This window comes from Paraburkholderia elongata (assembly GCF_013177735.1).
Lineage (GTDB): Bacteria > Pseudomonadota > Gammaproteobacteria > Burkholderiales > Burkholderiaceae > Paraburkholderia > Paraburkholderia elongata.
Genome location: NZ_WOEZ01000126.1, coordinates 19510 through 41911 on the forward strand (window position 1 = coordinate 19510; position 22402 = coordinate 41911).

The window sequence follows — 22402 nt, forward strand, 5'->3', positions numbered from 1 at the left end:
GCGGTCGCATAATTGGCCGAAGCTGTGCGCTGCCCCTTATCCAAACGGCCAATCCCACATGTCGTGAATTGCCGCCTGTATCGAAATCAGTAAAATACCCCGCGAACAGGCTTCCCCGGCGTTCGCACCGGCTGGCCGTTGCTGGGCTGTAGAACCGGCATCGAGCCGCCGTCGAGCGCGCCTACGGGAAGCCAGGCGATAAAACAGCTTGCCCGCACTGCGGGCACCCCACCTAACCCCGTTGTTTCGTTTCGCTTTTTTTGAAAACTCAACGCATTGTCCACGGACCTGTCCACAGGACCTGTGGACAACGATGAACCGACGCACCCGAGTCAACCATGTCTACGAAAAAGCCAAACGCCGCGTATAGCGAAGCGTCGATCAAGGTGTTGAAGGGCCTGGAGCCGGTCAAGCAACGGCCCGGGATGTACACCCGCACCGAAAATCCGCTGCACATCATTCAGGAAGTTATCGACAACGCGTCGGACGAGGCCCTCGGCGGCCACGGCCGGCAAATCACGGTCACGCTGCACGCGGACCATTCGGTCTCGGTCGAAGACGACGGCCGTGGTATTCCGTTCGGCCTGCATCCGGAAGAGGGCGTGCCGGTTGTCGAAATCGTTTTCACGCGCCTGCACGCGGGCGGCAAGTTCGATAAAGCCGCCGGCGGCGCCTACACGTTCTCGGGCGGCCTGCACGGCGTCGGCGTGTCGGTCACCAACGCGCTGTCCACGCGCCTCGACGTCACCGTGTGGCGCGATGGCAAAGTCGCCGAGTTGAGCTTTGCCAATGGCGACGTCGCCAAGCAACTCGAAGTGCGGGCTGCAACAAAGGCCGACAAGAAGTCCGGCACGCGCGTCACCGCGTGGGCCAATCCGAAATATTTCGATTCGCCGAACCTGCCGCTCGGCGAACTGCAACGTCTGCTGCGCTCGAAAGCGGTGCTGTTGCCGGGCGTCGAAGTCACGCTGATCAACGAGAAAACCGGCGAGCAGCAAACCTGGAAATACGAAGACGGTTTGCGCGGTTACCTGCTCGAAGGCATGAACGGCAGCGATCTGCTGATTCCGCTGTTCGAAGGCGAGCGCTATGTCGAAAATTCACGCACCAGCGAAGAGACATTTGCTGAAGGCGAAGGCGCCGCATGGGTCGTCGCGTGGAGTGAAGAAGGCACGCTGATGCGCGAGTCGTACGTCAACCTGATTCCGACGCCTGCGGGCGGCACACACGAATCCGGTTTGCGTGACGGTCTGTTTCAGGCGGTGAAGAGCTTTGTCGAGTTGCACAACCTGCAGCCGAAGGGCGTGAAGCTGCTGGCGGAAGACGTGTTCGCGCGCGTGTCGTTCGTGTTGTCGGCGAAGGTGCTTGATCCGCAATTCCAAGGGCAGATCAAGGAGCGCCTGAATAGCCGTGATGCGGTGAAGCTGGTGTCGTCGTTTTCGCGGCCGGCTTTGGAGTTGTGGCTGAATCAGCACGTCGAGCACGGCAAGAAGCTCGCCGACCTCGTCATCAAGCAGGCGCAGGCGCGCACCCGTGCAGGCCAGAAGGTCGAGAAGCGCAAGAGTTCGGGCGTGGCCGTGCTGCCGGGCAAGCTGACCGATTGCGAATCGACGGAAATCGGCCGCAACGAACTGTTCCTCGTGGAGGGCGATTCGGCGGGCGGCTCGGCGAAGATGGGCCGCGACAAGGAATACCAGGCCATCCTGCCGCTGCGCGGCAAGGTGCTGAACACATGGGAAACCGAGCGCGACCGCCTGTTCGCCAACAACGAAGTGCACGACATTTCGGTGGCGATCGGCGTCGACCCGCATAGCCCGGACGACAAGGTCGATCTGTCGAATCTGCGCTACGGCAAGATTTGCATTCTGTCGGACGCTGACGTCGACGGCTCGCACATCCAGGTGTTGCTGCTCACGCTGTTCTTCAAGCATTTCCCGCAGCTGATCGAACGCGGGCATGTGTGCGTGGCGCGTCCGCCGCTGTTCCGGGTCGATGCGCCCGCGCGCGGCAAGAAGCCGGCGCAGAAGCTCTACGCGCTCGACGAAGGCGAGCTGGAAGCGATCCTCGACAAGCTGCGTAAAGACGGCGTACGCGACACGCAATGGTCCATCAGCCGCTTCAAAGGCTTGGGTGAAATGAGCGCGGAGCAGTTGTGGGACACGACGATGAACCCCGACACGCGGCGCCTGACGCCGGTGGCGCTCGGCGAACTCGACTATGACGCCACGGTGGCGCGCATGACGATGCTGATGGGCAAGGGCGAAGCGGCGTCGCGGCGCAGCTGGCTGGAAGAAAAGGGCAACGAAGTGGAAGCGGATATCTGAGCGTCTTTTAAAGCGCTCACGGTTCGCACGAAAACTTCACGCCAAACACGGATACGGAATCTAGATGGACGACGATAACACTCTCGACCTTTTCACCGAGCCGCCGCCCCCGGAAGGCGACTTTCTCACGCTCGGCAACTATGCGGAACGCCAGTACCTCGACTATGCGGTGAGCGTGGTCAAGGGCCGCGCGCTGCCGGATGTATGCGACGGCCAGAAGCCGGTCCAGCGCCGCATCCTGTACGCCATGAACGACATGGGGCTCGGAGACAACGCCAAGCCCGTCAAGTCGGCGCGCGTGGTCGGCGACGTGCTGGGTAAGTACCACCCGCACGGCGACCAGTCGGCGTACGACGCGCTGGTGCGTCTCGCACAAGATTTTTCGATGCGCTATCCGCTGATCGACGGCCAGGGCAACTTCGGTTCGCGCGACGGCGACGGCGCAGCGGCGATGCGGTACACCGAAGCGCGCCTGACGCCGATCGCGAAGCTCCTGCTCGATGAGATCGACCAGGGCACGGTCGACTTCATGAAGAACTACGACGGCGAGTTTGAAGAGCCGAAGCTGTTGCCCGCGCGCTTGCCGTTCGTGTTGCTGAACGGGGCATCCGGCATTGCAGTGGGGCTGGCCACGGAAATCCCGTCGCACAATCTGCGCGAAGTGGCGGCTGCGGCGGTCGCGATGATCCGTCATCCGAAGATCGAGCACGCCGAGTTGATGCAACACATCGCGGGGCCGGACTTCCCGGGTGGCGGCCAGATCATTTCGAGCGACGCCGAGATTTCCGCCGCGTACGAAAGCGGTCGCGGCAGTCTGAAGGTACGTGCTCGCTGGAAGATCGAAGAGCTCGCGCGCGGCCAGTGGCAACTCGTGATCACCGAACTGCCGCCGAACACGGCCGCGCAGAAGGTGCTCGAAGAAATCGAAGAGCAGACCAACCCGAAGATCAAGCTCGGCAAGAAAGCGCTCACGCCTGAACAGTTGCAGACCAAGCAGACCATGCTCGCGCTGCTCGACGCCGTGCGCGACGAGTCGGGCAGGGACGCGCCGGTGCGCCTCGTGTTCGAGCCGAAGTCGAGCCGCATCGATCAAACCGAGTTCGTCAATTCGCTGCTCGCCCATACGAGCCTCGAATCGAACGCGTCGCTCAACATGGTGATGGTGGGCGGCGATGGCCGGCCGCGTCAGAAGGGCTTGAGCGAAATCATCCACGAGTGGATCGCGTTCCGCTTCGCGACGGTTACGCGCCGCGCGCGCCACCGTTTGCAAAAGGTCGACGACCGGATTCACATCCTCGAAGGCCGGATGATCGTCTTTTTGAATATTGACGAAGTCATCCGCATCATCCGCGAATCAGACGAACCAAAGGTCGCGCTGATGGCCGCGTTTGGTTTGTCGGACCGCCAGACCGAAGACATTCTCGAAATCCGCTTGCGTCAGTTGGCGCGGCTCGAGAAGATCAAGATCGAGAAGGAACTGTCCGAACTGCGCGACGAGAAGGCCAAGCTCGAAGAACTGCTCGGCAGCGAATCGGCGATGAAGCGTCTGCTCATCAAGGAAATCGAAGGCGACGCGAAGCAATACGGCGACGAACGCCGCACGCTGATCCAGCAGGAAAAGCGCGCCACGTTCGAAGCACGCGTGGTCGACGAGCCGGTGACGGTGGTGGTGTCGCAGAAGGGCTGGGTACGCGCGCTGAAGGGCCACGGCCTGGATGTGGCCGGCTTCACGTTCAAGGCCGGCGACGGGCTCTACGCAGCGTTCCAGTGCCGCACACCGGATACGCTGGTCGCGTGGGGCAGCAATGGCCGTGTCTATTCGGTGGCGGTTGCGATGCTGCCGGGCGGGCGGGGTGATGGCGTGCCGGTCACGTCGCTGATCGAACTCGAATCGGGCAGCCACCTGATGCATTACTACGCAGCTTCTGCGGATCAGGCATTGCTGCTCGCATCGAGCAACGGCTTCGGCTTTGTTGCCAAGGTCGGCGACATGGTGAGCCGCGTGAAGGCCGGCAAGTCGTTCATGACGATCGACGCGGGTGCCACACCGCTCGCGCCGATGCCGATGCTGCCGGATGCGACGCACATCGCGTGTCTGTCGTCAGGTGGGCGCCTGCTGGTGTTCGGCCTCGACGAGATGAAGACGCTCTCGGGCGGCGGACGCGGCGTCACGCTGATGGCGCTCGACGACAACGAAACGCTGCTGCAGGCGCTGTCCATCAACAAAGCGGGCGTGATGTTGATCGGCACGCGTCGCGGTGGCCGTGTCGACGAAGAGAAGCTGAGCGGCGCCACACTCGCGCCGCATATCGGCAAGCGGGCGCGCAAGGGGCGTGCGCCTGAGAGCAAGATGAAGCTCGAAGGTATGCGTCCGGTGCTCGCGGCGTAATAGTAAATAGAAGTAGATAGAAGTAGAGTGGGGCCAGGCATGAACGCGGCGTGTGCTTCGAAGCGCAAGCAGCAACATCGCGCGCTTTGAAGCGCACGCTGCGCGTAGCAAAAGTCCGGGGTGTAACGCCGTCGCGGTATCGGGCGCGTTGCAATAACAACTACAAAGAATGTTAAGACGCTGCCAGCGCACGGAACTGCACGCATAGCGCGCGGTCGAACGCGCTCAATAACCGCTACTAATATCACTCGTCATAAGCGGTGTGGCGTCGTCGGGAGAGGAAAACAACATGAACAAAGCTATCGAACTCGCGCTCTTTTTGCATCTGCTCGCGGTCGCGGTGTGGGTAGGTGGGATGGTGTTCGCGCATTTCTGTCTGCGCCCGGCCATTGCGGATCTTTCGCCGCAACTGCGCTTGCCTTTGTGGGAATCGGTGTTCGGCCGCTTCTTCAACTGGGTCGCCGCGGCCGTGCTCGTGATTCTCCTCACCGGTGGTTTTCTGCTGATGCAATTCGGCGGCGGTCACGCTACGTGGCCGTTGCATGCCATGGCCGGCCTCGGCATCGTGATGATGCTGATCTTCGGGCACATCCGCTTCGCCGTGTTCCCGCGCATTCGCCGTGCGGTGCAGGCGCAGAAGTGGCCGGACGGCGCGCAGGCGGTCGGCACGATCCGGCGTCTGGTACTGGTGAATATCGTGCTGGGCGTAGTGACGATCGGTGTGGCTGTCCTCTCACGCGGGTTCTGAAATCGCCGTTTGAATCTTGGGCGTGGCTTTGCCTACGGTATGGCGCCGTAAGCAAGCCACAGTCCACACACGACCGCCACGGTCCCGTACACCACATACACCGGCACCTTGAGCTTCGCGAAGCACATGGCGGAGAACAGCGCCGTCACCAGATACACCGGTTTGAACGGCACATGCCCCGCGATGCGCAGTACGGCCACCGCCAGAAACGCGGTAGTGACCGCGCGCAAGATCCGCATGCCGTGCTCGAAACGCGGATTGGCCTTCAACTGATGCAGATGCCGCTGCGCCAGCACTACCAGGCAGCCCGACGGAACAAAAAGCGCGAGCGTAGCAATCAGCGCGCCCACCCAACCATCCACCAGATAGCCGAAGAACGGCACCACGTTCAACAGTGGTCCGGGCGACAACGGGGATAGCGAAAACGCCAAGGTGAAGTCGTTATCCGATACACCGATCGCCGGCGTGACGAACAGTGTCTTGAGGACCGGCAACGCCGAGAATCCGCCACCGAACAACGTCATACCCGCACCGGCCAGCCGCGGCCATAGCAGCGCCAGTTCATAGCGATGTGGCAACGGCAGTGCGAATATCGCCAGCAACACGCACAATCCAGCCAGCATGTGCCAGTCGCTGCGACCGATCGACACGACGATGCGCGTATTGCGGACCGGGCTGACCAGCCAGCCGACGCCGAAAGCCGCGCTGAGCATCACCACGTAGGCCGCGGGACTGCGCGCATAGAAGAGCGCCACACACCCGAGCACCGCGGCGATCCATTCGAGCTTGCCGCGCACCAGCGCGCGCGTCTGTTTGTACCACGTGATCGCAATCAGCGTGGCCAGCACCACGCTGAAATGATTGAGCAAAGTTTGAGAGGCAGCGGCGCGCACGAGCGGCGTGCGATAGAAGGTCGCGAACAGCGTCATCAACATGAAAAAGGGCAGCACGCTCGCGATGCCCGCCACCCAGGCGCCGGCGCGTCCACGCAGCGCATGCCCGAGTTGCACGGCGACATTGCAGCCCACCGGTCCGGGCACCATCCAGGCAAGCGCGATCAGATCGGAAAAAGCGACGCGCGAGAGTCGTCCCTCGCGTTCCACGTAGTGATTTTCAAGTTGCGCCATCAGCGCGAGGCCGCCCCACGACAGCGCCGACAGGCCAAACACGACCCGGAACAGTGTCCATAGCGGTTCTCGTTTTCCTCGCCTGGCGGCATCCTGGGTCGTGATCGTCTGCATGGCGCCGCGGGCCCCGGCACGCGGGCGGCCCGCCCCTTTTGGATCATCGTTGTGTGTGGTTTGGCGCGGCCTGCGGCCGACATCGCGCTGTAACGCGGTACAGCGTGAATGTAGCTGGTTTTGCGATGCCGCGGTTGGATAAGCGCGGGGGCGCTGCTTACACGCTTATAGGCTGAATGGGGAGCGCTTGTGCGTGACAAGCGCGCCACTGCCGGACCGCACACTCAGCTATTGGTGCTGGACACGCTGTTGGTGCTGTCGGTTTCATGCGCGGTGCGGTGACCCTTCATGCCGCATACGCCGAAGCGTTCGAGCAGCGCAGGAATCGCGTCGACCGGTACCGGACGCGAGAACAGGAAGCCCTGCGCTTCGATATGGCCGAGCGCGGCGAGCCACGCAATCTGCTCTTCGGTCTCGGTGCCTTCGACCACCACCGTGAGCCCGAGCGAACGCGCCAGGTTGACGATCGCGGTGACCATGACGCATACGCTGCGGTCGCCGGGAATCGCCTGGACGAACGAACGGTCCACCTTCAGCGTGTCGACCGAGAAGCGGTTCAGGTAGGAGAGCGACGAATAGCCTGTGCCGAAGTCGTCGAGCGCGATGCGCACGCCGAGGCGCTTCAACGCGAAGATCTTCTCCGAGACGAGTTCGGGGTATTCCATCATCGCCGTCTCGGTGATTTCGAGTTCGAGGCGGCGCGCGGAGATGCCGCTTTCCTCGATTGCGTGCGAGATGGTTTCGTACAGATCGCCGCGCCAGAACTGCACTGCGGAGATGTTCACCGCGAGCGACAGCGTGTCGTAGCCCTGTTGCTGCCACAACGCCAGTTGGCGGCAGGCGGTTTCGATTACGAAGTCGCCGATCGGCACGATCAGGCCGGTCGATTCGGCGACCGGAATGAATTCGTTGGCCGGAATCAAGCCGTGTTGCGGATGGTTCCAGCGCACCAGCGCTTCAAAACCGGTGATGCAGCGGCGCGTCAGATCGATCTTCGGCTGATAGGTGAGAAACAGCTGGCCTTCGGCGAGCGCGACGCGCAGCTGCTGTTCCCACTTCATCAAATGGTCCGCGCGGTGCGACAACTGCGGCGAATAGAACTGGTAGCAGTTCTTGCCCGCGTCCTTCGCGCTGTACATCGCGAGGTCGGCTTTTTTCAGCAGGTCGATTTCGCTCTCGTTGGCGACCGAGTAGAGCGCGATGCCGATGCTCGCATGCAATACGAACGAACTGCCGCGCACTTCGAAGGGCTTGGAGAACGCTTCGGCCGCCGCTTCGGCAAGTGTCACAGCGCGCTTCTCGACGTCGTCGCCCTTGATCACCACGACGAACTCGTCGCCGCCGATGCGGCTCAACGCGCCGCCGTCACCAACCGCGGTGGCGAGGCGCGAGGCCGTCATTTGCAACACGATGTCGCCGGCGTTGTGGCCCAGCGTGTCGTTGACAGTCTTGAAGTTGTCGAGGTCGATGAAGAGAATCGCGAGGCGCCCGAGATTGGCGGGCTGTGCCACGTCGTGCCGTAAAGTTTGCAGCGTCGCATAGCGATTGCGCAAACCGGTCAGCAGATCGTACTCGACCAGATGCGTCATCTCGCGCTCGCGCCCGAGCAGCTTGCCGATCAATCCGGTGGCCACCGCGAAGAAGCTCAACATCGCGAGTGAGATGAAGCCCGCCATCATCAGATAGACGTTGCGCGTGTGGTTGTAGTCGGCGAATTCTTCGGCTTGCGACAGACCTACCAGCACGCCGAGCGGATAGCCGTCGATATGCCGGTACGAGACGATGCGCGTGACGTTGTCGATCGAATCGACGTAGGTGCCCGACACGTGCTCCGAGGTCGGATACAAGCCGCTCGCCGAGAATGCGCCATTGGCGCTTACGGCGCTGCCCGTGCGGCGCGCCAACACCGTGCCGTTGTCCGAGATCACCGCGATCACGCCTTCGCGGCCAATGGCCGCGTTGTTGTAGAAGTCGCTGGTGAAATAGCTTGGATCTTCGGAGACCACCACGACCCCTGCGAACGAGCCGTCGGGATGATTCAGACGCCGCGTCATCTGCAAGGTCCAGTGGCGGGATACGCGGCCGAGCACCGGCTTGCTGATATACAACTGGTCGTCGTTTTCGTGTTCGTGGACCTTGAAGTGTTCGCGGTCCGACAGGTCGATGTGCTTGGGATTGAGTTCGGCCGTGTTGGCGATCAGCGTGCCGTGCTCGTCGATCAGCGACACCTGCACCAGCGTCTCGCTTTGCACCACGCCTTTTTCAACCGTGCTGGCCAGATCGAAATGATTCGGCGTTTTCTCGAACTCGTATTTGACGAAGCGGGTGATCTGGTCGACCTGGTGAATCGCTTTGACCGTGTGCTGCTCCAGTGCCGCGGAGAGAATCGCAGCGGAGGCCATCGCTTCACGATTCGTGGCTTCTTTCTCAACCGACAGGCGCGCGAAGATCACCGTCCAAAGCAGGATCAGCACCAGCACGCCGAGCGCGGGAATGGCGAGCAAGGCACGGCGGCGCGACACGACAGGATCGCGACGGGGTTTGGCTTCGCGCTGGTCGGAGAAGCGGGGCTGGCTCATCGGGCTGCCCGTTCCCTGGTGCAGGCCAATTGCAACTGCGCGAGCGTCGACTGCGCTAATTTCATAGGTGGCTGCATGGTGACCAAGGTGCCGGGACTGCTGCGCAGTGGAACGGAGCGTGGCGTCGTGCCTGACCATCCGCAGGTCATCGGGTACGTCTCGATATTACTTAATGCCACTGGATTAAGGAAGGGTCCGCGCATCGGGTATACGCGGGCGCCACAGACCGTTCCGGCCGGCTGAATTCGCAGCCGGCGCGGCCAGCCTTGGGGCTGCAGCCTGGCAGTCGTTTTCGAATATTTCATCGGGGTCCGGAATTCAGGTGTGCCAGGCCTCTGATCATGCATGACGCATTAGTTGTGCAAACCGTGCGGCGTTTTGTGGTCAAGCGTGGCCGGAAGCGGCGAGACACGGGCGGCGTTCAGCGGCAGGCCGGCGGTCGCTAGCCTGTAATCGGGAACCGCGCCGTTCATGGTAACCGGAACGTGCCGTCGACGATCGTCACCGACGGCCCACCGATCCACGTCTTGCCAGCTGCGTCGTCGTAGTGCACCGAAACGTTGCCGGCGCGACCCAGTACGGTGCCCTGGCGTGCCGTGTAGTGTGAGCCCGGGCGCAACTGCTGGGCACTCAGGAGGCCCGCGAGCGCGGCGTTCGCGCTACCCGTGACCGGATCTTCGCCGACACCGAAACGGCCGCCTGCCATCAGGCAGCGCACCTCGAAGGTGGCCGGACCGTCAGCGCCGTGCGGTCCGTAGACGGCGAGACCATGGGTGTTCATCGCATGCACGATATCGGCGAGCGCAGCGGCGTCGGGTTCGAGCGCGAGGCAGTCGAGCGCTGAATTGACGCGCACCACGAGCCATGGCGCACCATTGTCGACCGCGCAGGGCGTTGCGCTGAAATCGATCGCGTCGCTACGCAAAGCCGTAGTCAGTGCCGCGTACTGATCTTGGGGAAGCGGCGTGACGCGCGCGGGCGGCGCGGCGAAAGCCCATCCGCCTTGCGCCTTGCCGGTCGATTCAGATTCAGTCAGCGCTTGCAATTCGACGAGACCCAGGCCGCATTGCTGTACCAGCTTGTCGGCCTGCTTCGGTCGATATCCACTCTCGAGCAACGCATGCGCGGTGCCGAGTGTCGGATGACCGGCGAACGGCAATTCGCCATGCGTCGTGAAGATACGCACGCGATAGTCGGCGTCCGGGTCGGTCGGCTTCAGCAGGAAGGTGGTTTCGGACAGATTGGTCCAGTGCGCGATCGCCTGCATCTGATCCGCATCGAGCGCGTCGGCGTCGAACACGACTGCAAGCGGATTGCCTTTGAACGGCACCGACGTGAACACGTCGACCTGTTTGAAACGAACGGTGTTGGCGGGCATCGGGCGCGATCCGGCGAATCCAGCAGATTGATAGGGTTCGGGGATTCTACCTGGTGACAAAGGAACGATCTACCTTGCCACAAAGGCAAAACGCGCCGCAGGCGACAGACACCTTGCGACGCGTTCAGTATGTTCAGAACGACCGGCCGGGCGAACCGGCAGCAAGTTCTGTTCAAGTTTGTTATTCGACTTCGGCGATCATTTCGATTTCGACGCATGCGCCGAGCGGAATCTGCGCCACGCCGAACGCCGAGCGCGCATGCTTGCCGCGCTCGCCGAACACATCCGCGACCAGTTCGGACGCGCCGTTGGTCACCAGATGCTGCTCTGTGAACTCGAGCGTCGAGTTGACGAGGCTCATCAGCTTGACGATGCGCGTGACGCGATTCAGATCGCCCACATGCGCGTGCAGCGTGGCGAGCAGGTCGATCGCGATCGAGCGTGCGGCGGCCTTGCCTTCTTCGGTGGTGAGCGTGGCGCCGAGCTTGCCGGCCCACACCTTGCCGTCCTTCTTGGCAATGTGACCGGACAGGTACACCGTGTTGCCGCTTTGCGCGCTCATCACATAGGCGGCTGCCGGAGCACCTGCGCTCGGCAGTTCGATGCCCAGTTCCTTAAGCTTGTCGTACACATTCGTTTGAGCCATGGTGCATCCTTGGTCAGTAGTGAAATTCGGTAACCCGGCGGGGCGGCCGGGGTCGCTTAGACCTTCGCGCGGATCAGCGCCGCGAGACGCGACACGCCTTCGTCGATCTTGGCCGGCGGCACCGTGACGAACGACAGGCGCAGCGTGTTGTGCTGGGCTTCACTCGCGAAGAACGGACCGCCCGGCACGAACGCCACGTTCTGCGCGACGGCTTCTTCCAGCAGCTTCATGCTGTCAATCTGTGCGGGCAGATTCACCCACACGAACATGCCGCCTTCCGGACGATTCCAGCTTACGCCTTCAGGCATGTAGCGTTCGAGCGAAGCGAGCATCGCCGCGCATTGATCGCGGTACAGCTCGCGAATGGTCGGCACGTGCGTGTCGAGGAAGCCGTCCTTGATCACTTCGTACACGATGCGTTGCGTGAAGCTCGGCGTGTGCAGGTCGGTGGCTTGCTTGGCCTGCACGAGCTTGAAGATCAACTCTTCGGGCGCAATGATGTAGCCGACCCGCAGGCCCGGCGCCAGCACTTTCGAGAACGAGCCGAGATGGACGATGTGATCCGGCGCCATCGACAGCATGGTGGGCAGCGGTTCGCCGGCGTAGTCGAGCGCGCCGTAGGGATCGTCTTCGATCACCGGGAACGGCGCGGTCTTCGCAAACGCGGCCAATGCGCGGCGACGCTCGACCGGCAGGCGGCGGCCGGTCGGATTCTGGAAGTTCGGTTGCGCGTACAAGAGGCGCGCGCCGGCCGTCAGTTCGGGCGTAAGCGCTTCGGGAATCAGGCCTTGCTCGTCGGTCGGCACCTGCACGTAGCGCGGTTCGTACATCGAGAACGATTGCAGCGCGCCGAGGTAAGTCGGCGTTTCGACCAGCACGGGGCTGTCCGGGCACACCAGCACTTTGCCGAGCAGGTCGAGCGCTTGTTGCGAGCCGGTCGTGATCAGTACCTGCGAAGGGCGAATCTGCGCACCGTTCACCGAATAGCGTTGCGCGACCCATTCACGCAGCGGCAGATAGCCTTCGGTGGCGCTGTATTGCAAAGCCGCGGCGGGCGCGTCGCGCAGAATGCGGTCGGATGCTTCGCGCATACGTTCGGCCGGGAAGGTCGCCGGCGAGGGCAGGCCGCCCGCGAACGAAATGACTTCGGGCCGTTCCGTAACCTTCAGGATCTCGCGGATCGCCGAGCTCGTGAGCTTGCGTGCGCGTTCGGACAGTTGCCACGTGGGGGCTTTCAAGTCGCTTTGGTCCATGGTCTCCTCTGCTGGTATCTCTGGAAGCGGTCAAAATTTCAATTATCGCGCGAGTTTGTGACCCGCGCGCGCTGCTTATTTAAGGGTCCGTAGACCCTCGGGTGTTTCAAACTCGGCGACGAGCGCCACTGCGCCTTCCGTGGGCTCGAGTGCGATCAGGTGCGTCGCGCCCAGCCAGTGCAATTGCGCCGCAATGATGTCGGCTTGCGGGTGTGCGGCTTTCAAAGCTTTCAGTGCGATGCCCGTTTCCGGCAAGGCCGCCGACGGATGCCGCAGCGTGTCCCACTGGATCAGCGACGGCAGTACGCCGTCGCCGGCGCCTTCCCACGCGGGGAACGCGCCGTCGTCGGGCACCGTCAGACCCCAGCTGAAATCGCCACGCGTCATCGGCACGATCGGTGCAATGCGCTGCGGATACTGCGCCTGCCACGCGGTGAGCCGCTTCGGGCGGTCAACTCGGGCAACCCAGTGCGACAGGTACGGCCCTTTTTCGAGCCGCGCTTGCGTCGCCGGGTCGTCGAGGGCGAACAGGCGGGCGCGGGGCGCGGCACCCTCCGCGGGTTCTGCGGCTTGCGGGTCGACCGCGATCACCTCCAGATACACGCCGCCCCACAGGTTCAGCAGGCGATTGTGCGTGCGCATCAGTGGATGCGCGCCCCCGCCGGCCGGTGCGACGCCGAGCGTGTCGGCGACGTACTGCGTGCCCTCGTCGAGGGTACGGGCGGAAATCACGAGGTGATCGAGACGGAGCGAATGGGCGGTCATGGCGGATCAGGAAAACGGTTTCTGCGGTAAGCCGGAACGCGTGCCGGATGCGGCAGCAGCGTGGCCGGGGTCGTAAGCATAACCGTTTGCCGGGTCGGCGGGCCAGGCGGATGGCGTTTGGGCGGGTCTTTCCCGATGTCGCTCGTGTGCAGTGCATGCCGCCCGAGCCGCTTCATCATCCGTTGCTTATCTTAAATGTAGCCTTGAATGTAGCGGCGGCGACCGGCACAGTAACGGTACAATCGATTCGATACCGTTCGGTACAGTTGGAGCCCGTTATGTCCGTCCCGCTTGCCCAGATTCCCACTCCTCACGATACGGCGTCGCTGACGCTGGTCGAGCAGCTCGTCCAGTGGGCGCGCCGCCGCATCGAGGAGCGCGTGTTCCGTCCCGGCATGCGCATGCCGTCGATCCGCAAGCTGGCGCTGGACAAGGGCGTGTCGCGCTTCACCGTGGTCGAGGCGTACGAGCGGCTGGTGGCGCAGGGCTACCTGGAGTCGCGGCGCGGTTCCGGTTTCTACGTGCGCGAACGATTGGGCTGCGCGCCGACGGCCGAGATCCGTTCGATCGCCGCAGCGGCCCCCGCGCCGGCCACGATCGACGTTGTCTGGCTGCTGCGCAATATGTTGCATACGGGCGCGCGCCCCGAGCGCAGCCCGGGTCTGGGCTATCTGCCGGGGCGCTGGCTCGACGGCGATCTGATCACCAACGCGCTGCGCACGCTCGGCCGGCAAAGCGGTGCGCAGATGCTCGGCATCGGCACGCCGCAGGGCTTTTTGCCGCTGCGCCAGCAATTGCAGACGCGGCTGGAGGAGCTGGAAATCGGCGCTTCGCCGGATCAGATCGTAATGGTCTCCGGCATTACCCAGGCCATCGACCTGATTTCGCGGATTTACGTTAAGCCGGGCGATGCGGTGATCGTCGGCGATCCGGCCTGGTTCCAGATGTTCGGGCGCTTCGCGTCGCAAGGCGCGCGGCTGGTCGGCATGCCGTACACGCCGGATGGGCCGGACCTCGACGCGCTCGAATCGCTCGTCGAAACCTGGCGGCCGAAAATGCTGGTGATCAATTCGGTGCTGCAGAATCCGACCGGCACGTCGCTCACGGCCGCGCAGGCGTTCCGCATCCTGCGGCTTGCCGAAGCGTACGACTTCATCGTCGTCGAAGATGATATTTACGGCGATCTGTGCCCGCCGAGCAATCCTGGCACGCGGCTCGCGAGCCTCGACCAGTTGAAGCGCGTGATTTACCTCAGCAGTTTTTCGAAGACGCTCGCGCCTAATCTGCGTGTGGGTTTTATCGCCTGCGCGCCGGAGGTGGCCACGGCTGTCAGCGATCAGAAAATGCTGGTCGGCATGACGAGCCCCGAACTGAACGAGCGCGTGCTCTACAAGATTCTCACCGAGGGCCACTATCGCCGGCATGTCGAGCGGCTACGCGCGCGCCTGGACGGTGTGCGCGAAAAATCCGTGCGGATGCTGGAGAAGACCGGCATGAAACTGTTCCTGACGCCCACGGCAGGCATGTTTCTGTGGGTCGACACCGGCGTCGATGCGAGCGCGCTCACAGCCGCCGGCCACGAAGACGGCTTTCTGTTGACGCCCGGGAGTCTGTTTTCGCCGCAGCAATCGCCGACCACGTGGATGCGCTTCAATATCGCCAATTGCGGCGATCCTGAACTGTCGACGTTCCTGTGCCGCTATCTGGATAGCGTCGCACGGCGCGCCTCTTGAAACCGCGCCGGCTTGCCCCAATTTAGCGGGACAACCCGGCGGCACGGCCTCGGCGCCACATGTGGCCCGCGGGCCGTGCGCCACGCCTGACTAGATAGAACCCCATTCGTAACAGAGAGGAAGTCCGACCATGGCACAAGAAACCATGAGCTTTCAGGCAGAAGTTAAACAACTTCTGCACCTGATGATCCATTCGCTGTACAGCAACAAGGAAATCTTTCTGCGCGAGCTGATTTCGAACGCGTCCGACGCGGCCGACAAGCTGCGCTTCGAAACGATCGAAAACAGCGCGCTGTACGAAAACGATCCGAACCTGCGGATTCGCGTGTCGTACGACAAGGCCGCGCGCACCGTCACCATCGACGACAACGGCATCGGCATGAGCCGCGACGAGACGATCTCGCATCTCGGCACGATCGCGCGTTCGGGCACCAAGGAATTCTTCGGCAAGCTCTCCGGCGACCAGCAGAAAGATGCGGCGCTGATCGGCCAGTTCGGCGTGGGCTTTTACTCGGGCTTTATTGTCGCGGAAAAGATCACGGTGGAAACGCGCCGCGCCGGTTTGCCGGCTTCGGAAGGCGTGCGCTGGGTAAGCGCGGGCGAGGGCGATTTCGCGGTGGAGAGAATCGAGCGCGCCGCGCGTGGCACGACCATCACGCTGCATCTGCGTGCCGATGAAGACGACCTGCTGTCGTCGCATCGTCTGAAGTCGATCATCCAGAAGTACTCGGATCACGTCGCGCTGCCGATCCTGATGGCGAAGGAAGAGTGGGACGCTGAAAAGAGCGAGATGGTCACGAAGGACGAGGAAGAGACCGTCAACCAGGCGAGCGCACTGTGGACCCGTTCGAAGAACGACATCACCGAAGAACAGTACAAGCAGTTCTACCAGCACCTGTCTCACGATCATCAGGATCCGCTGACGTGGACGCATAACCGCGTCGAAGGCCGCAGCGAATACACGCAACTGCTGTACGTGCCGACGCATGCGCCGTTCGATATGTTCAACCGCGATCATCGCGGCGGCCTGAAGCTGTACGTGAAGCGCGTGTTCATCATGGACGACGCCGAACAACTGCTGCCCGCGTATCTGCGTTTCGTGAAGGGTGTGGTCGATTCGGCTGATCTGCCGTTGAACGTGTCGCGCGAAATTCTGCAGGAAAGCCGCGATGTGAAGGCGATTCGCGAAGGCGCGACCAAGCGTTCGCTGTCGATGCTCGAAGAATTGGCCAACTCCGAGAACGAAGCCGACAAGGAAAAGTACGCCGGTTTCTGGAAGGAATTCGGTCAGGTGCTGAAGGAAGGCGTCGGCGAAGACTTCGCCAATCGCGAGCGTATTGCCAAGCTGGTGCGTTTTGCGTCGACCCATACGGAATCGCCGGAGCAGACCGTGTCGCTCGCCGACTACGTCGCGCGGATGAAGCCCGAGCAAACGAAGATCTATTACGTGACTGCCGATACGTGGCAGGCCGCGACCCACAGCCCGCATCTCGAAGTGTTCCGCAAGAAGGGCGTGGAAGTGCTGCTGCTGACCGATCGCGTCGATGAATGGATGCTGTCGTTCCTGAACGAATTCGACGGCAAGCCGCTGCAAAGCGTCGCGCGCGGCGATCTCGATCTGGGCGCGCTGAATGACGAAGAAAAGCAGGCGCAGGAGAAGGTCGGCGAAGAGTTCAAGCCGCTCGTCGAGAAGATGAAGGAAGCGCTGAAGGACAAGGCCAAAGACGTGCGTTTGACGTTCCGCCTGACCGATTCGCCGTCTTGCCTCGTCGCTGACGATGGTGAAATGAGCGGCTACCTGCAGCGTATGCTGAAGGCCGCTGGCCAGGACGCGCCGTCGTTCCACCCGATTCTCGAAGTGAATCCGGAGCATGCGCTGGTGAAGGGCTTGCACGCGGAGAGCGCGAACTTCGACGACTGGTGCCATCTGCTGTTCGATCAGGCTTTGCTTGCCGAAGGTGGCGCGCTGGAGGATCCGGCGAGCTTCGTGAAGCGTACGAACGCGTTGTTGTTGGCGCGTGCGGGTTGAGTTTTCGAGTTTGAATTGAGCCTGGATCGGCGTTGCTTTGACGCTTGTAGTTGAAAAATGCGCTGCTTCGGTAGCGCATTTTTTTTTGACCTCTTTATCCAAGCAAACCTATTCAACAACACTAAATTGAGATTGATTTGTGAGATGTGAAAACACGGTTTTGTCTTATGCTGGCTCGACCGAAATTCGGATGCTTAAGGGATTATTTGCAGCCTCCACGCCCTTTATGCACCGAGTCTTATTTCTGCGATTGCGCCTTCCGGCGTTGCGACAATTCTCTGTATTCCTATGTCCGATTCCACCTTGGTAAAACCCGCCGATCCCGTGTGTCTTCTGTGGTCGATCTTGCGCGAGCAAGGTTTCGACGCCGCCGAGCGACGAGCCCTCGAACTCGTTGCAGAGGGTGTCACGCCCCAATTGCACGCAGACCTGTGCGCGAGCGCAGGGCGTTTTGAAGCGGCGTACCACAGTGCATCCCAGGCGCAAGCCGAAGTGAACGGTGCGCGTCATGGTCGGCTGGCGCTTTTCGCAGATGCACTCGGCAACCTCGAGGCCGCGCAGCGCAACAGTGAACTGGCGGCGAGTATGCAGCCGCATGCGGCGACGGTCGAATGGATCGTCTGGTTGATCGACCATTGCGGCGCGCCTTCGGCGGCGGCGCACATGTTGCGCGCGTATGAGCAACACGCGCCGCAAGATGCCCGAGCGCCCTTGTGGTTGGCGATTGCGCTTGCGGCGTTGCCGGATGCGAGCGCGCGAGCCGAGCGTCGCGCGGCGCTGTTGCGGGCCTATGCGCTCGATCCGGCGATCCACCCCGCGTTGCCGTTGCAGCTCACGCTGGCTTTCCGGGAGGTCCGCGATTGGCCCACGGTCGAACGCGTTTGTCGCGAGGTGCTGACGAGCCATCCCGCCGATGTCGAAATCGCCTGGCAACTGAGCCACGCGCAATGGCAGTGCAACGACGCCGCCGCGGCAGAGGCAACCATGCGCGCTGTCGATGCTGCCGCGCCCGGCAATGCCCACGCGCTGGCTGCAATCGGCATGTATCTCGCCGAATAGGCGCGTTTTGCCGACAGCGAAGCGACGCTGCATGCAGCCCTCACGCTCGACCCTTCCGCGTCGCAGGCGGCCGTCGATCTGGCCGATCTGAAGTTGCGGCGCGGCGACTGGTCGAGCGCATGGCCGCACTTCGCGGCACGTCTGACGCGCGACGATCGCGAGCCGAACAACATCGTGACGGTGATGGAGCGATTGTGTGCGCGCTGGCAGGGTGAAACGCTAGCCGGCAAGACCTTGATCGTGCACAGCGAACAGGGCAACGGCGACGATATCCAGATGGTGCGCTTTGTGCCCGAGTTGGCGGCGCGGGTACGCGACGAGGGCGGCCGCCTCGTGCTAGCGGTGCGTCGGCCGTTACAGCCGCTATTTGCGCGCTTTTACGCGGACTGCGTGGCGATCGAAGACGACGCGCTCGGCAAGCCGCACTATGGTCTGCCGATCATGAGCGTGCCGTCGGTGCTTGGCTTGCAGCCTGACCAGGTACGTGGTGCAGCCTATCTGTATGCCGATGCAAGCCGCGTGGCCGGATGGCGCGAACGGGTCAGCACATGTGGCGGGGAAGCGGCGCGATTACATGTCGGCCTGGTATGGTCGGGCAGCCCGACGCATCGTCGCGACGCGAAACGGTCGATTCCCCTTGCAGCACTGGCTCCCGTGCTCGCGCTACCCAATGTGGTGTTCTATCCGTTGACGCCGGGCCGTGACGCCGATGTGGCGGCCTTGAATGCTCACGGGTATCGCGTTTGCGATCTGACCGCGCACTACCAGGCCAGTTTCGACGACGTGGCCGCGCACGTGAGCGCGCTCGATGCAGTGGTGACCATCGATAGCGCGCCTTTGCATCTGGGCGGCGCGTTAGGGCGTCCCGTGCTGGCGATGCTCGATCACGTGTCGCACTGGTGTTGGGGCAATGAGGAAGCGCAACCGTGGTACGACTCGGTCGAACTGTTCCGGCAACCGCAGCCGGGGGCGTGGGAGCCGGTAGTCGAGCGCGTGGCGGCCCGTTTGAGGGCGATGCTAAGCGCGCGATAGTTGTTCGCGCGAATCGCGCGGAAACTGGAAAGGCGCGCCTATGAGAACGCACACGTAAAAACGCCCGCAATGACGCGGGCGCTTTTACGAACCGGGCGTCAGCTGGCTAACGCCTACTTCCGTCCCATCAGCGTATCCATCGTTTCGCCGCGCACGACGATTTCCGTGCGCCGGTTCAGCGCGCGTCCTTCGGCTGTATCGTTGCTGGCGACGGGGTTGTTGTACGCGTTGCCCTTGGTCCGGATGCGGTCCATCGCCACGCCACGCGCCACGAGCGCATAACCTACCGCAGTGGCGCGCGCTTCGGAAAGCTGTTGGTTATAGTCGAGCGTGCCCACATTGTCGGTGTAGCCCTCGACCAACACGGGTTTCTTGCTGCGCTTGAGCAGAACCGCTGAGCGGTTGACGACTGCCGCTGCATCGCCGCGTACTTCGGATTTGCCGAATTCGAATAGCGCGGCTTCGGGCAGCTTGACTGAGACACCGTTAGCGACTGGCGTCACCTCGATGCCGACTGCCTTGTTCAACGATGTTTCTTTATCGCGATTCAGCGGGGCTGCGCAACCTGCTATCAGCAGGACAGACATGGCGCACGCAGTTACGCCCAGGAATTTTTTCATGTTTCGTTTTTCTCCTTCGGAATTCGATCACATGGCACGCCCTTCGACCGCGGGCGAACCGCCGGCTTTGTAAAGCACGACGGTTGTATCGCGCGTCGCTGGACGAGGAGAATCGGAACTGTCTGAAATCGATGCGTTGATTGAGGCGGTTTCGCCTCGTATTGAAGATCGACTACAGTTCCCGACAGGACGGCAGGTAGGGGACTCGCGAACCTCTGACGCTGCGCCGTTATAATCCGACACCATGCCTATCCGTTTCGATGCCGCCGACGCCCACTGGCGCGTCGCGCCCTTACCCGGCTTTAGCGCCGCCCAGAAAGACTGGTTGACCCGCGGTGGATCGCTGACCGCGCATCTGCGCACGCTCGGCGAAGTCGCAGTGCGCGTGACGCGCGAAGCCGTCGCGCTGCCATGGGCCGACGAGCATGCCGCGCTCGGCCTCGTGCCGCGCGCGCCGGTGTGGGTTCGGGAAGTGGTGTTGTCAGTGGACGGCGTGCCGTTTGTCGCGGCGCACAGCGTCGCGCCGCTGGCGGCTAGCACCGGCGTGTGGCAGGCCACGCGTCGGCTGCGCACACGGCCGCTCGCCGAGTTGCTCTACAGCGATAGCAGCGTCGCGCGTTCGTCGCTGGTGAGCCGGCGGCTGACGGTGCGTCATCCCCTGTACCGGTTGGCTGCGCGTGAGATCGGCGAAACGCCGCCGCATGCGCTGGTCGCGCGCCGCTCGGTGTTCGAGCGTCACGGTGCGCCGCTGATGGTGACCGAATGCATGTTGCCGGCGCTGTGGGCGCAGCTTGCGCACCTGGCGAATCTTGTCAATGCGGCGAGCACACCGTCTGCGCACCCCGCGTCTCCGTCCGCGCCGCAGCGCAGTCACGTGCGGGAGCATGGCCGGCCGCTCGAGCATACGGCGTCGCGCGCTCATGGTGCGCCGCGTGCGGAGCAAGGAGACCTTTCCGAACGGGGCGCGCGTGAATCCGGGCACTTGCCGGCATCAGACGGTAAGGTGAAGCGCTGATGCTGCGCGGTTTTCCTCCCGTCGTCGCGGCTAATACGCATACGCTGATTCTCGGCAGTTTTCCCGGCGAGGCGTCGCTAGTGGCGACGCAGTATTACGCGCATCCGCGCAATCAGTTCTGGCGTTTGCTCGGCACTGTACTCGACGAACCGCTTCCCGAACTCGCCTATGACGAGCGGCTAGGGCGTTTGTTATCGCGCGGCATCGGCGTGTGGGACGTGCTCGCCGCCTGCGAGCGCGAGGGCAGTCTCGACGCCGCGATCCGCAACGCCAGCCCCAACGATTTCGCTTCGCTGCGTGCCCACGCGCCGAAGCTTGCCAAAGTCTGCTTCAACGGCAAGACGGCGGGCCGCTTCGCGGCGGTGATCGGCGAAGCCGGCTACGCCACCCTCGTATTGCCTTCGTCGAGTCCGGCGAATGCTATGCTCTCGTTCGACCAAAAATTGCGTCTCTGGCGCGACATCCTTACATGACGAAATTGATCAAGCGCGCCTCGGCTGAAGCACGTGCTTTCCGCAACAAAGACGCTGACGGCGGCGACCACACGCTGAACAAACAAAAAGTAGTGCGCAACAAAAGGCGCGCGCTGCACAACGACGACCTGCAGGACGCGCCGCAAATCGAAGCGCCGCGCAAGCCGCGTTTCGCACCGGTCACGTTCTCGGAAGAGGGCGGCGTGCGCTTCCTGCACTTCGGCACGGAATGGGTGCAAGGCGCGATGCGTCTGCGCAAGCCGGATCACATCGAACTCGAATACGCGCAGCAGATGATGGCCTGGCTGCTGTTCATCGAAACGCCCAAGCGGATCGTCCAGCTCGGTCTCGGCGCAGCCGCACTGACCAAGTTTGCACACCGCTTCCTGAAGCGCGCCAAAGTCGAAGCAGTCGAAGTGAACCCGGCCGTTGTCGTGGCCGCGCGCACGATGTTCGAACTGCCGCACGACGACGCGCGTCTGACCGTGCACGAAATGGACGCATGGGACTTCGTCAACGACCGCGCCAACCACGGTGCGATCGGCGCGTTGCAGATCGACGTCTACGATGCGACCGCGCGTGGCCCGGTGCTCGACAGTGTCGGCTTTTACCGTGCGGTGCGCGCATGTCTGACCGAAGCGGGCGTGGTGACGATCAACCTGTTCGGCGATCATCCGAGCTTCGTGCGCAACATGAAGCGTCTGAACGAAGCGTTCGACGGCCGCGTGGTCGCACTGCCGGAAGTGCATGACGGCAACCGCATCGCGATCGCGTTCTCGGGCCCGGCGCTCGACGTGCCGTTCACGGCGCTGCAAGCGCGCGCGAAGCTGATCGAAGCGGAACTCGGCTTGCCGGCGCGCAAGTGGATCAAGGGTCTGCAGGAATCGACCGGACAGAACGGCGGCTCGTTCTCGATCTGATGAGTGAAGCGGTCGGGCCGGGCAAGCCGGCTCGACCGCGGTAAGACTGAAAAGGCCGCCGCCGTTGCGCCCGCGCGACGGTCTTCAACGCCACAACCCATCGCGCATCGCACAGCCGATCCGCGTTCCGCTCAGGGGCTCACGCGCGAGCCCGGCATAAGTCACCCGGTCTCAGGCTCGCTGCCGCACCGAGCGTCG

17 protein-coding genes are annotated in these 22402 nt (G+C 62.9%); 10 read left to right on the forward strand and 7 right to left on the reverse strand.

All coding sequences use genetic code 11. The features are described 5' to 3' along the window. Positions 1-338 precede the first annotated feature (338 nt). The 3 genes from GNZ13_RS23530 (at position 339) to GNZ13_RS23540 (ending at position 5461) form a co-directional block, all read left to right on the forward strand. A complete protein-coding gene (locus GNZ13_RS23530) occupies positions 339-2324 on the forward strand; it encodes a DNA topoisomerase IV subunit B (RefSeq protein ID WP_172168541.1) in 1986 nt (661 codons plus the stop codon). 64 nt (positions 2325-2388) lie between these two features. Continuing rightward, positions 2389-4713 carry a DNA topoisomerase IV subunit A gene (gene parC, locus GNZ13_RS23535; protein WP_172168543.1) on the forward strand — a complete coding sequence of 775 codons (2325 nt, stop codon included), beginning with the start codon at positions 2389-2391 and terminating at the stop codon, positions 4711-4713. A gap of 289 nt (positions 4714-5002) precedes the next feature. Beyond that, positions 5003-5461: a CopD family protein gene (locus GNZ13_RS23540; protein ID WP_169486642.1), complete on the forward strand. Its 459-nt coding sequence runs from the start codon at positions 5003-5005 to the stop codon at positions 5459-5461. Positions 5462-5493: 32 nt separating this feature from the next. On the opposite strand, the gene GNZ13_RS23545 is transcribed toward GNZ13_RS23540, so the two are convergent. The 6 genes from GNZ13_RS23545 to GNZ13_RS23570 form a co-directional block, all read right to left on the reverse strand. Further along, positions 5494-6702: a chromate transporter gene (locus GNZ13_RS23545; protein WP_172168545.1), complete on the reverse strand. Its 1209-nt coding sequence runs from the start codon at positions 6700-6702 to the stop codon at positions 5494-5496. Between the two features lie 224 nt (positions 6703-6926). Continuing rightward, positions 6927-9281 carry a bifunctional diguanylate cyclase/phosphodiesterase gene (locus GNZ13_RS23550; protein ID WP_172168547.1) on the reverse strand — a complete coding sequence of 785 codons (2355 nt, stop codon included), beginning with the start codon at positions 9279-9281 and terminating at the stop codon, positions 6927-6929. Positions 9282-9750: 469 nt separating this feature from the next. After that, the gene (locus GNZ13_RS23555) at positions 9751-10659 is read right to left on the reverse strand and encodes a PhzF family phenazine biosynthesis protein (protein WP_172168549.1); all 909 of its coding nucleotides are present in this window, start codon (positions 10657-10659) and stop codon (positions 9751-9753) included. Between the two features lie 181 nt (positions 10660-10840). Further along, positions 10841-11305: a RidA family protein gene (locus GNZ13_RS23560; protein ID WP_172168551.1), complete on the reverse strand. Its 465-nt coding sequence runs from the start codon at positions 11303-11305 to the stop codon at positions 10841-10843. Between the two features lie 56 nt (positions 11306-11361). Next, complete coding sequence (locus GNZ13_RS23565) at positions 11362-12558, reverse strand: aminotransferase-like domain-containing protein (RefSeq protein WP_172168553.1); 1197 nt, start codon at positions 12556-12558, stop codon at positions 11362-11364. 75 nt (positions 12559-12633) lie between these two features. Next, entirely contained in the window at positions 12634-13323 is a 690-nt protein-coding gene (locus tag GNZ13_RS23570; protein ID WP_172168555.1) for a VOC family protein, read from the reverse strand. Positions 13324-13601: 278 nt separating this feature from the next. On the opposite strand from GNZ13_RS23570, the gene GNZ13_RS23575 reads away from it, so the two are divergent. The 4 genes from GNZ13_RS23575 (at position 13602) to GNZ13_RS53905 (ending at position 19176) form a co-directional block, all read left to right on the forward strand. Next, a complete protein-coding gene (locus tag GNZ13_RS23575) occupies positions 13602-15056 on the forward strand; it encodes an aminotransferase-like domain-containing protein (protein ID WP_172168557.1) in 1455 nt (484 codons plus the stop codon). A gap of 130 nt (positions 15057-15186) precedes the next feature. Further along, the gene (htpG, locus tag GNZ13_RS23580; protein WP_172168559.1) at positions 15187-17085 is read left to right on the forward strand and encodes a molecular chaperone HtpG; all 1899 of its coding nucleotides are present in this window, start codon (positions 15187-15189) and stop codon (positions 17083-17085) included. 288 nt (positions 17086-17373) lie between these two features. Then, positions 17374-18144, forward strand: a complete 771-nt coding sequence (locus GNZ13_RS53900; RefSeq protein WP_328807280.1) for a hypothetical protein — start codon at positions 17374-17376, stop codon at positions 18142-18144. A gap of 93 nt (positions 18145-18237) precedes the next feature. Continuing rightward, positions 18238-19176: a glycosyltransferase family 9 protein gene (locus GNZ13_RS53905; RefSeq protein WP_328807281.1), complete on the forward strand. Its 939-nt coding sequence runs from the start codon at positions 18238-18240 to the stop codon at positions 19174-19176. 113 nt (positions 19177-19289) lie between these two features. On the opposite strand, the gene GNZ13_RS23590 is transcribed toward GNZ13_RS53905, so the two are convergent. After that, positions 19290-19796, reverse strand: a complete 507-nt coding sequence (locus tag GNZ13_RS23590) for an OmpA family protein (protein WP_172168561.1) — start codon at positions 19794-19796, stop codon at positions 19290-19292. Positions 19797-20040: 244 nt separating this feature from the next. Between GNZ13_RS23590 and GNZ13_RS23595 the strand changes: the two genes are divergently transcribed. The 3 genes from GNZ13_RS23595 to GNZ13_RS23605 are packed head-to-tail and all read left to right on the forward strand — an operon-like array spanning position 20041 to position 22204. Further along, positions 20041-20811 (forward strand): chorismate--pyruvate lyase family protein, encoded by a 771-nt coding sequence (locus GNZ13_RS23595; protein ID WP_172168563.1) that lies wholly within the window; start codon positions 20041-20043, stop codon positions 20809-20811. Next, entirely contained in the window at positions 20811-21284 is a 474-nt protein-coding gene (locus GNZ13_RS23600) for a DNA-deoxyinosine glycosylase (RefSeq protein WP_172168565.1), read from the forward strand. Before GNZ13_RS23595 ends, GNZ13_RS23600 begins: the two co-directional genes overlap by 1 nt. Then, a complete protein-coding gene (locus GNZ13_RS23605) occupies positions 21281-22204 on the forward strand; it encodes a class I SAM-dependent methyltransferase (protein WP_172168567.1) in 924 nt (307 codons plus the stop codon). Before GNZ13_RS23600 ends, GNZ13_RS23605 begins: the two co-directional genes overlap by 4 nt. Positions 22205-22402 lie beyond the last annotated feature (198 nt).

Excerpts from the sequence above, each read along its gene's own strand:
- GNZ13_RS23530 (WP_172168541.1), top strand. The coding sequence starts at position 339 with ATGTCTACGAAAAAGCCAAACGCCGCGTATAGCGAAGCGTCGATCAAG.
- parC (WP_172168543.1), top strand. The coding sequence starts at position 2,389 with ATGGACGACGATAACACTCTCGACCTTTTCACCGAGCCGCCGCCCCCG.
- GNZ13_RS23540 (WP_169486642.1), top strand. The coding sequence starts at position 5,003 with ATGAACAAAGCTATCGAACTCGCGCTCTTTTTGCATCTGCTCGCGGTC.
- GNZ13_RS23545 (WP_172168545.1), bottom strand. The coding sequence starts at position 6,702 with ATGCAGACGATCACGACCCAGGATGCCGCCAGGCGAGGAAAACGAGAA.
- GNZ13_RS23550 (WP_172168547.1), bottom strand. The coding sequence starts at position 9,281 with ATGAGCCAGCCCCGCTTCTCCGACCAGCGCGAAGCCAAACCCCGTCGC.
- GNZ13_RS23555 (WP_172168549.1), bottom strand. The coding sequence starts at position 10,659 with ATGCCCGCCAACACCGTTCGTTTCAAACAGGTCGACGTGTTCACGTCG.
- GNZ13_RS23560 (WP_172168551.1), bottom strand. The coding sequence starts at position 11,305 with ATGGCTCAAACGAATGTGTACGACAAGCTTAAGGAACTGGGCATCGAA.
- GNZ13_RS23565 (WP_172168553.1), bottom strand. The coding sequence starts at position 12,558 with ATGGACCAAAGCGACTTGAAAGCCCCCACGTGGCAACTGTCCGAACGC.
- GNZ13_RS23570 (WP_172168555.1), bottom strand. The coding sequence starts at position 13,323 with ATGACCGCCCATTCGCTCCGTCTCGATCACCTCGTGATTTCCGCCCGT.
- GNZ13_RS23575 (WP_172168557.1), top strand. The coding sequence starts at position 13,602 with ATGTCCGTCCCGCTTGCCCAGATTCCCACTCCTCACGATACGGCGTCG.
- htpG (WP_172168559.1), top strand. The coding sequence starts at position 15,187 with ATGGCACAAGAAACCATGAGCTTTCAGGCAGAAGTTAAACAACTTCTG.
- GNZ13_RS53900 (WP_328807280.1), top strand. The coding sequence starts at position 17,374 with ATGTCCGATTCCACCTTGGTAAAACCCGCCGATCCCGTGTGTCTTCTG.
- GNZ13_RS23590 (WP_172168561.1), bottom strand. The coding sequence starts at position 19,796 with ATGAAAAAATTCCTGGGCGTAACTGCGTGCGCCATGTCTGTCCTGCTG.
- GNZ13_RS23595 (WP_172168563.1), top strand. The coding sequence starts at position 20,041 with ATGCCTATCCGTTTCGATGCCGCCGACGCCCACTGGCGCGTCGCGCCC.
- GNZ13_RS23600 (WP_172168565.1), top strand. The coding sequence starts at position 20,811 with ATGCTGCGCGGTTTTCCTCCCGTCGTCGCGGCTAATACGCATACGCTG.
- GNZ13_RS23605 (WP_172168567.1), top strand. The coding sequence starts at position 21,281 with ATGACGAAATTGATCAAGCGCGCCTCGGCTGAAGCACGTGCTTTCCGC.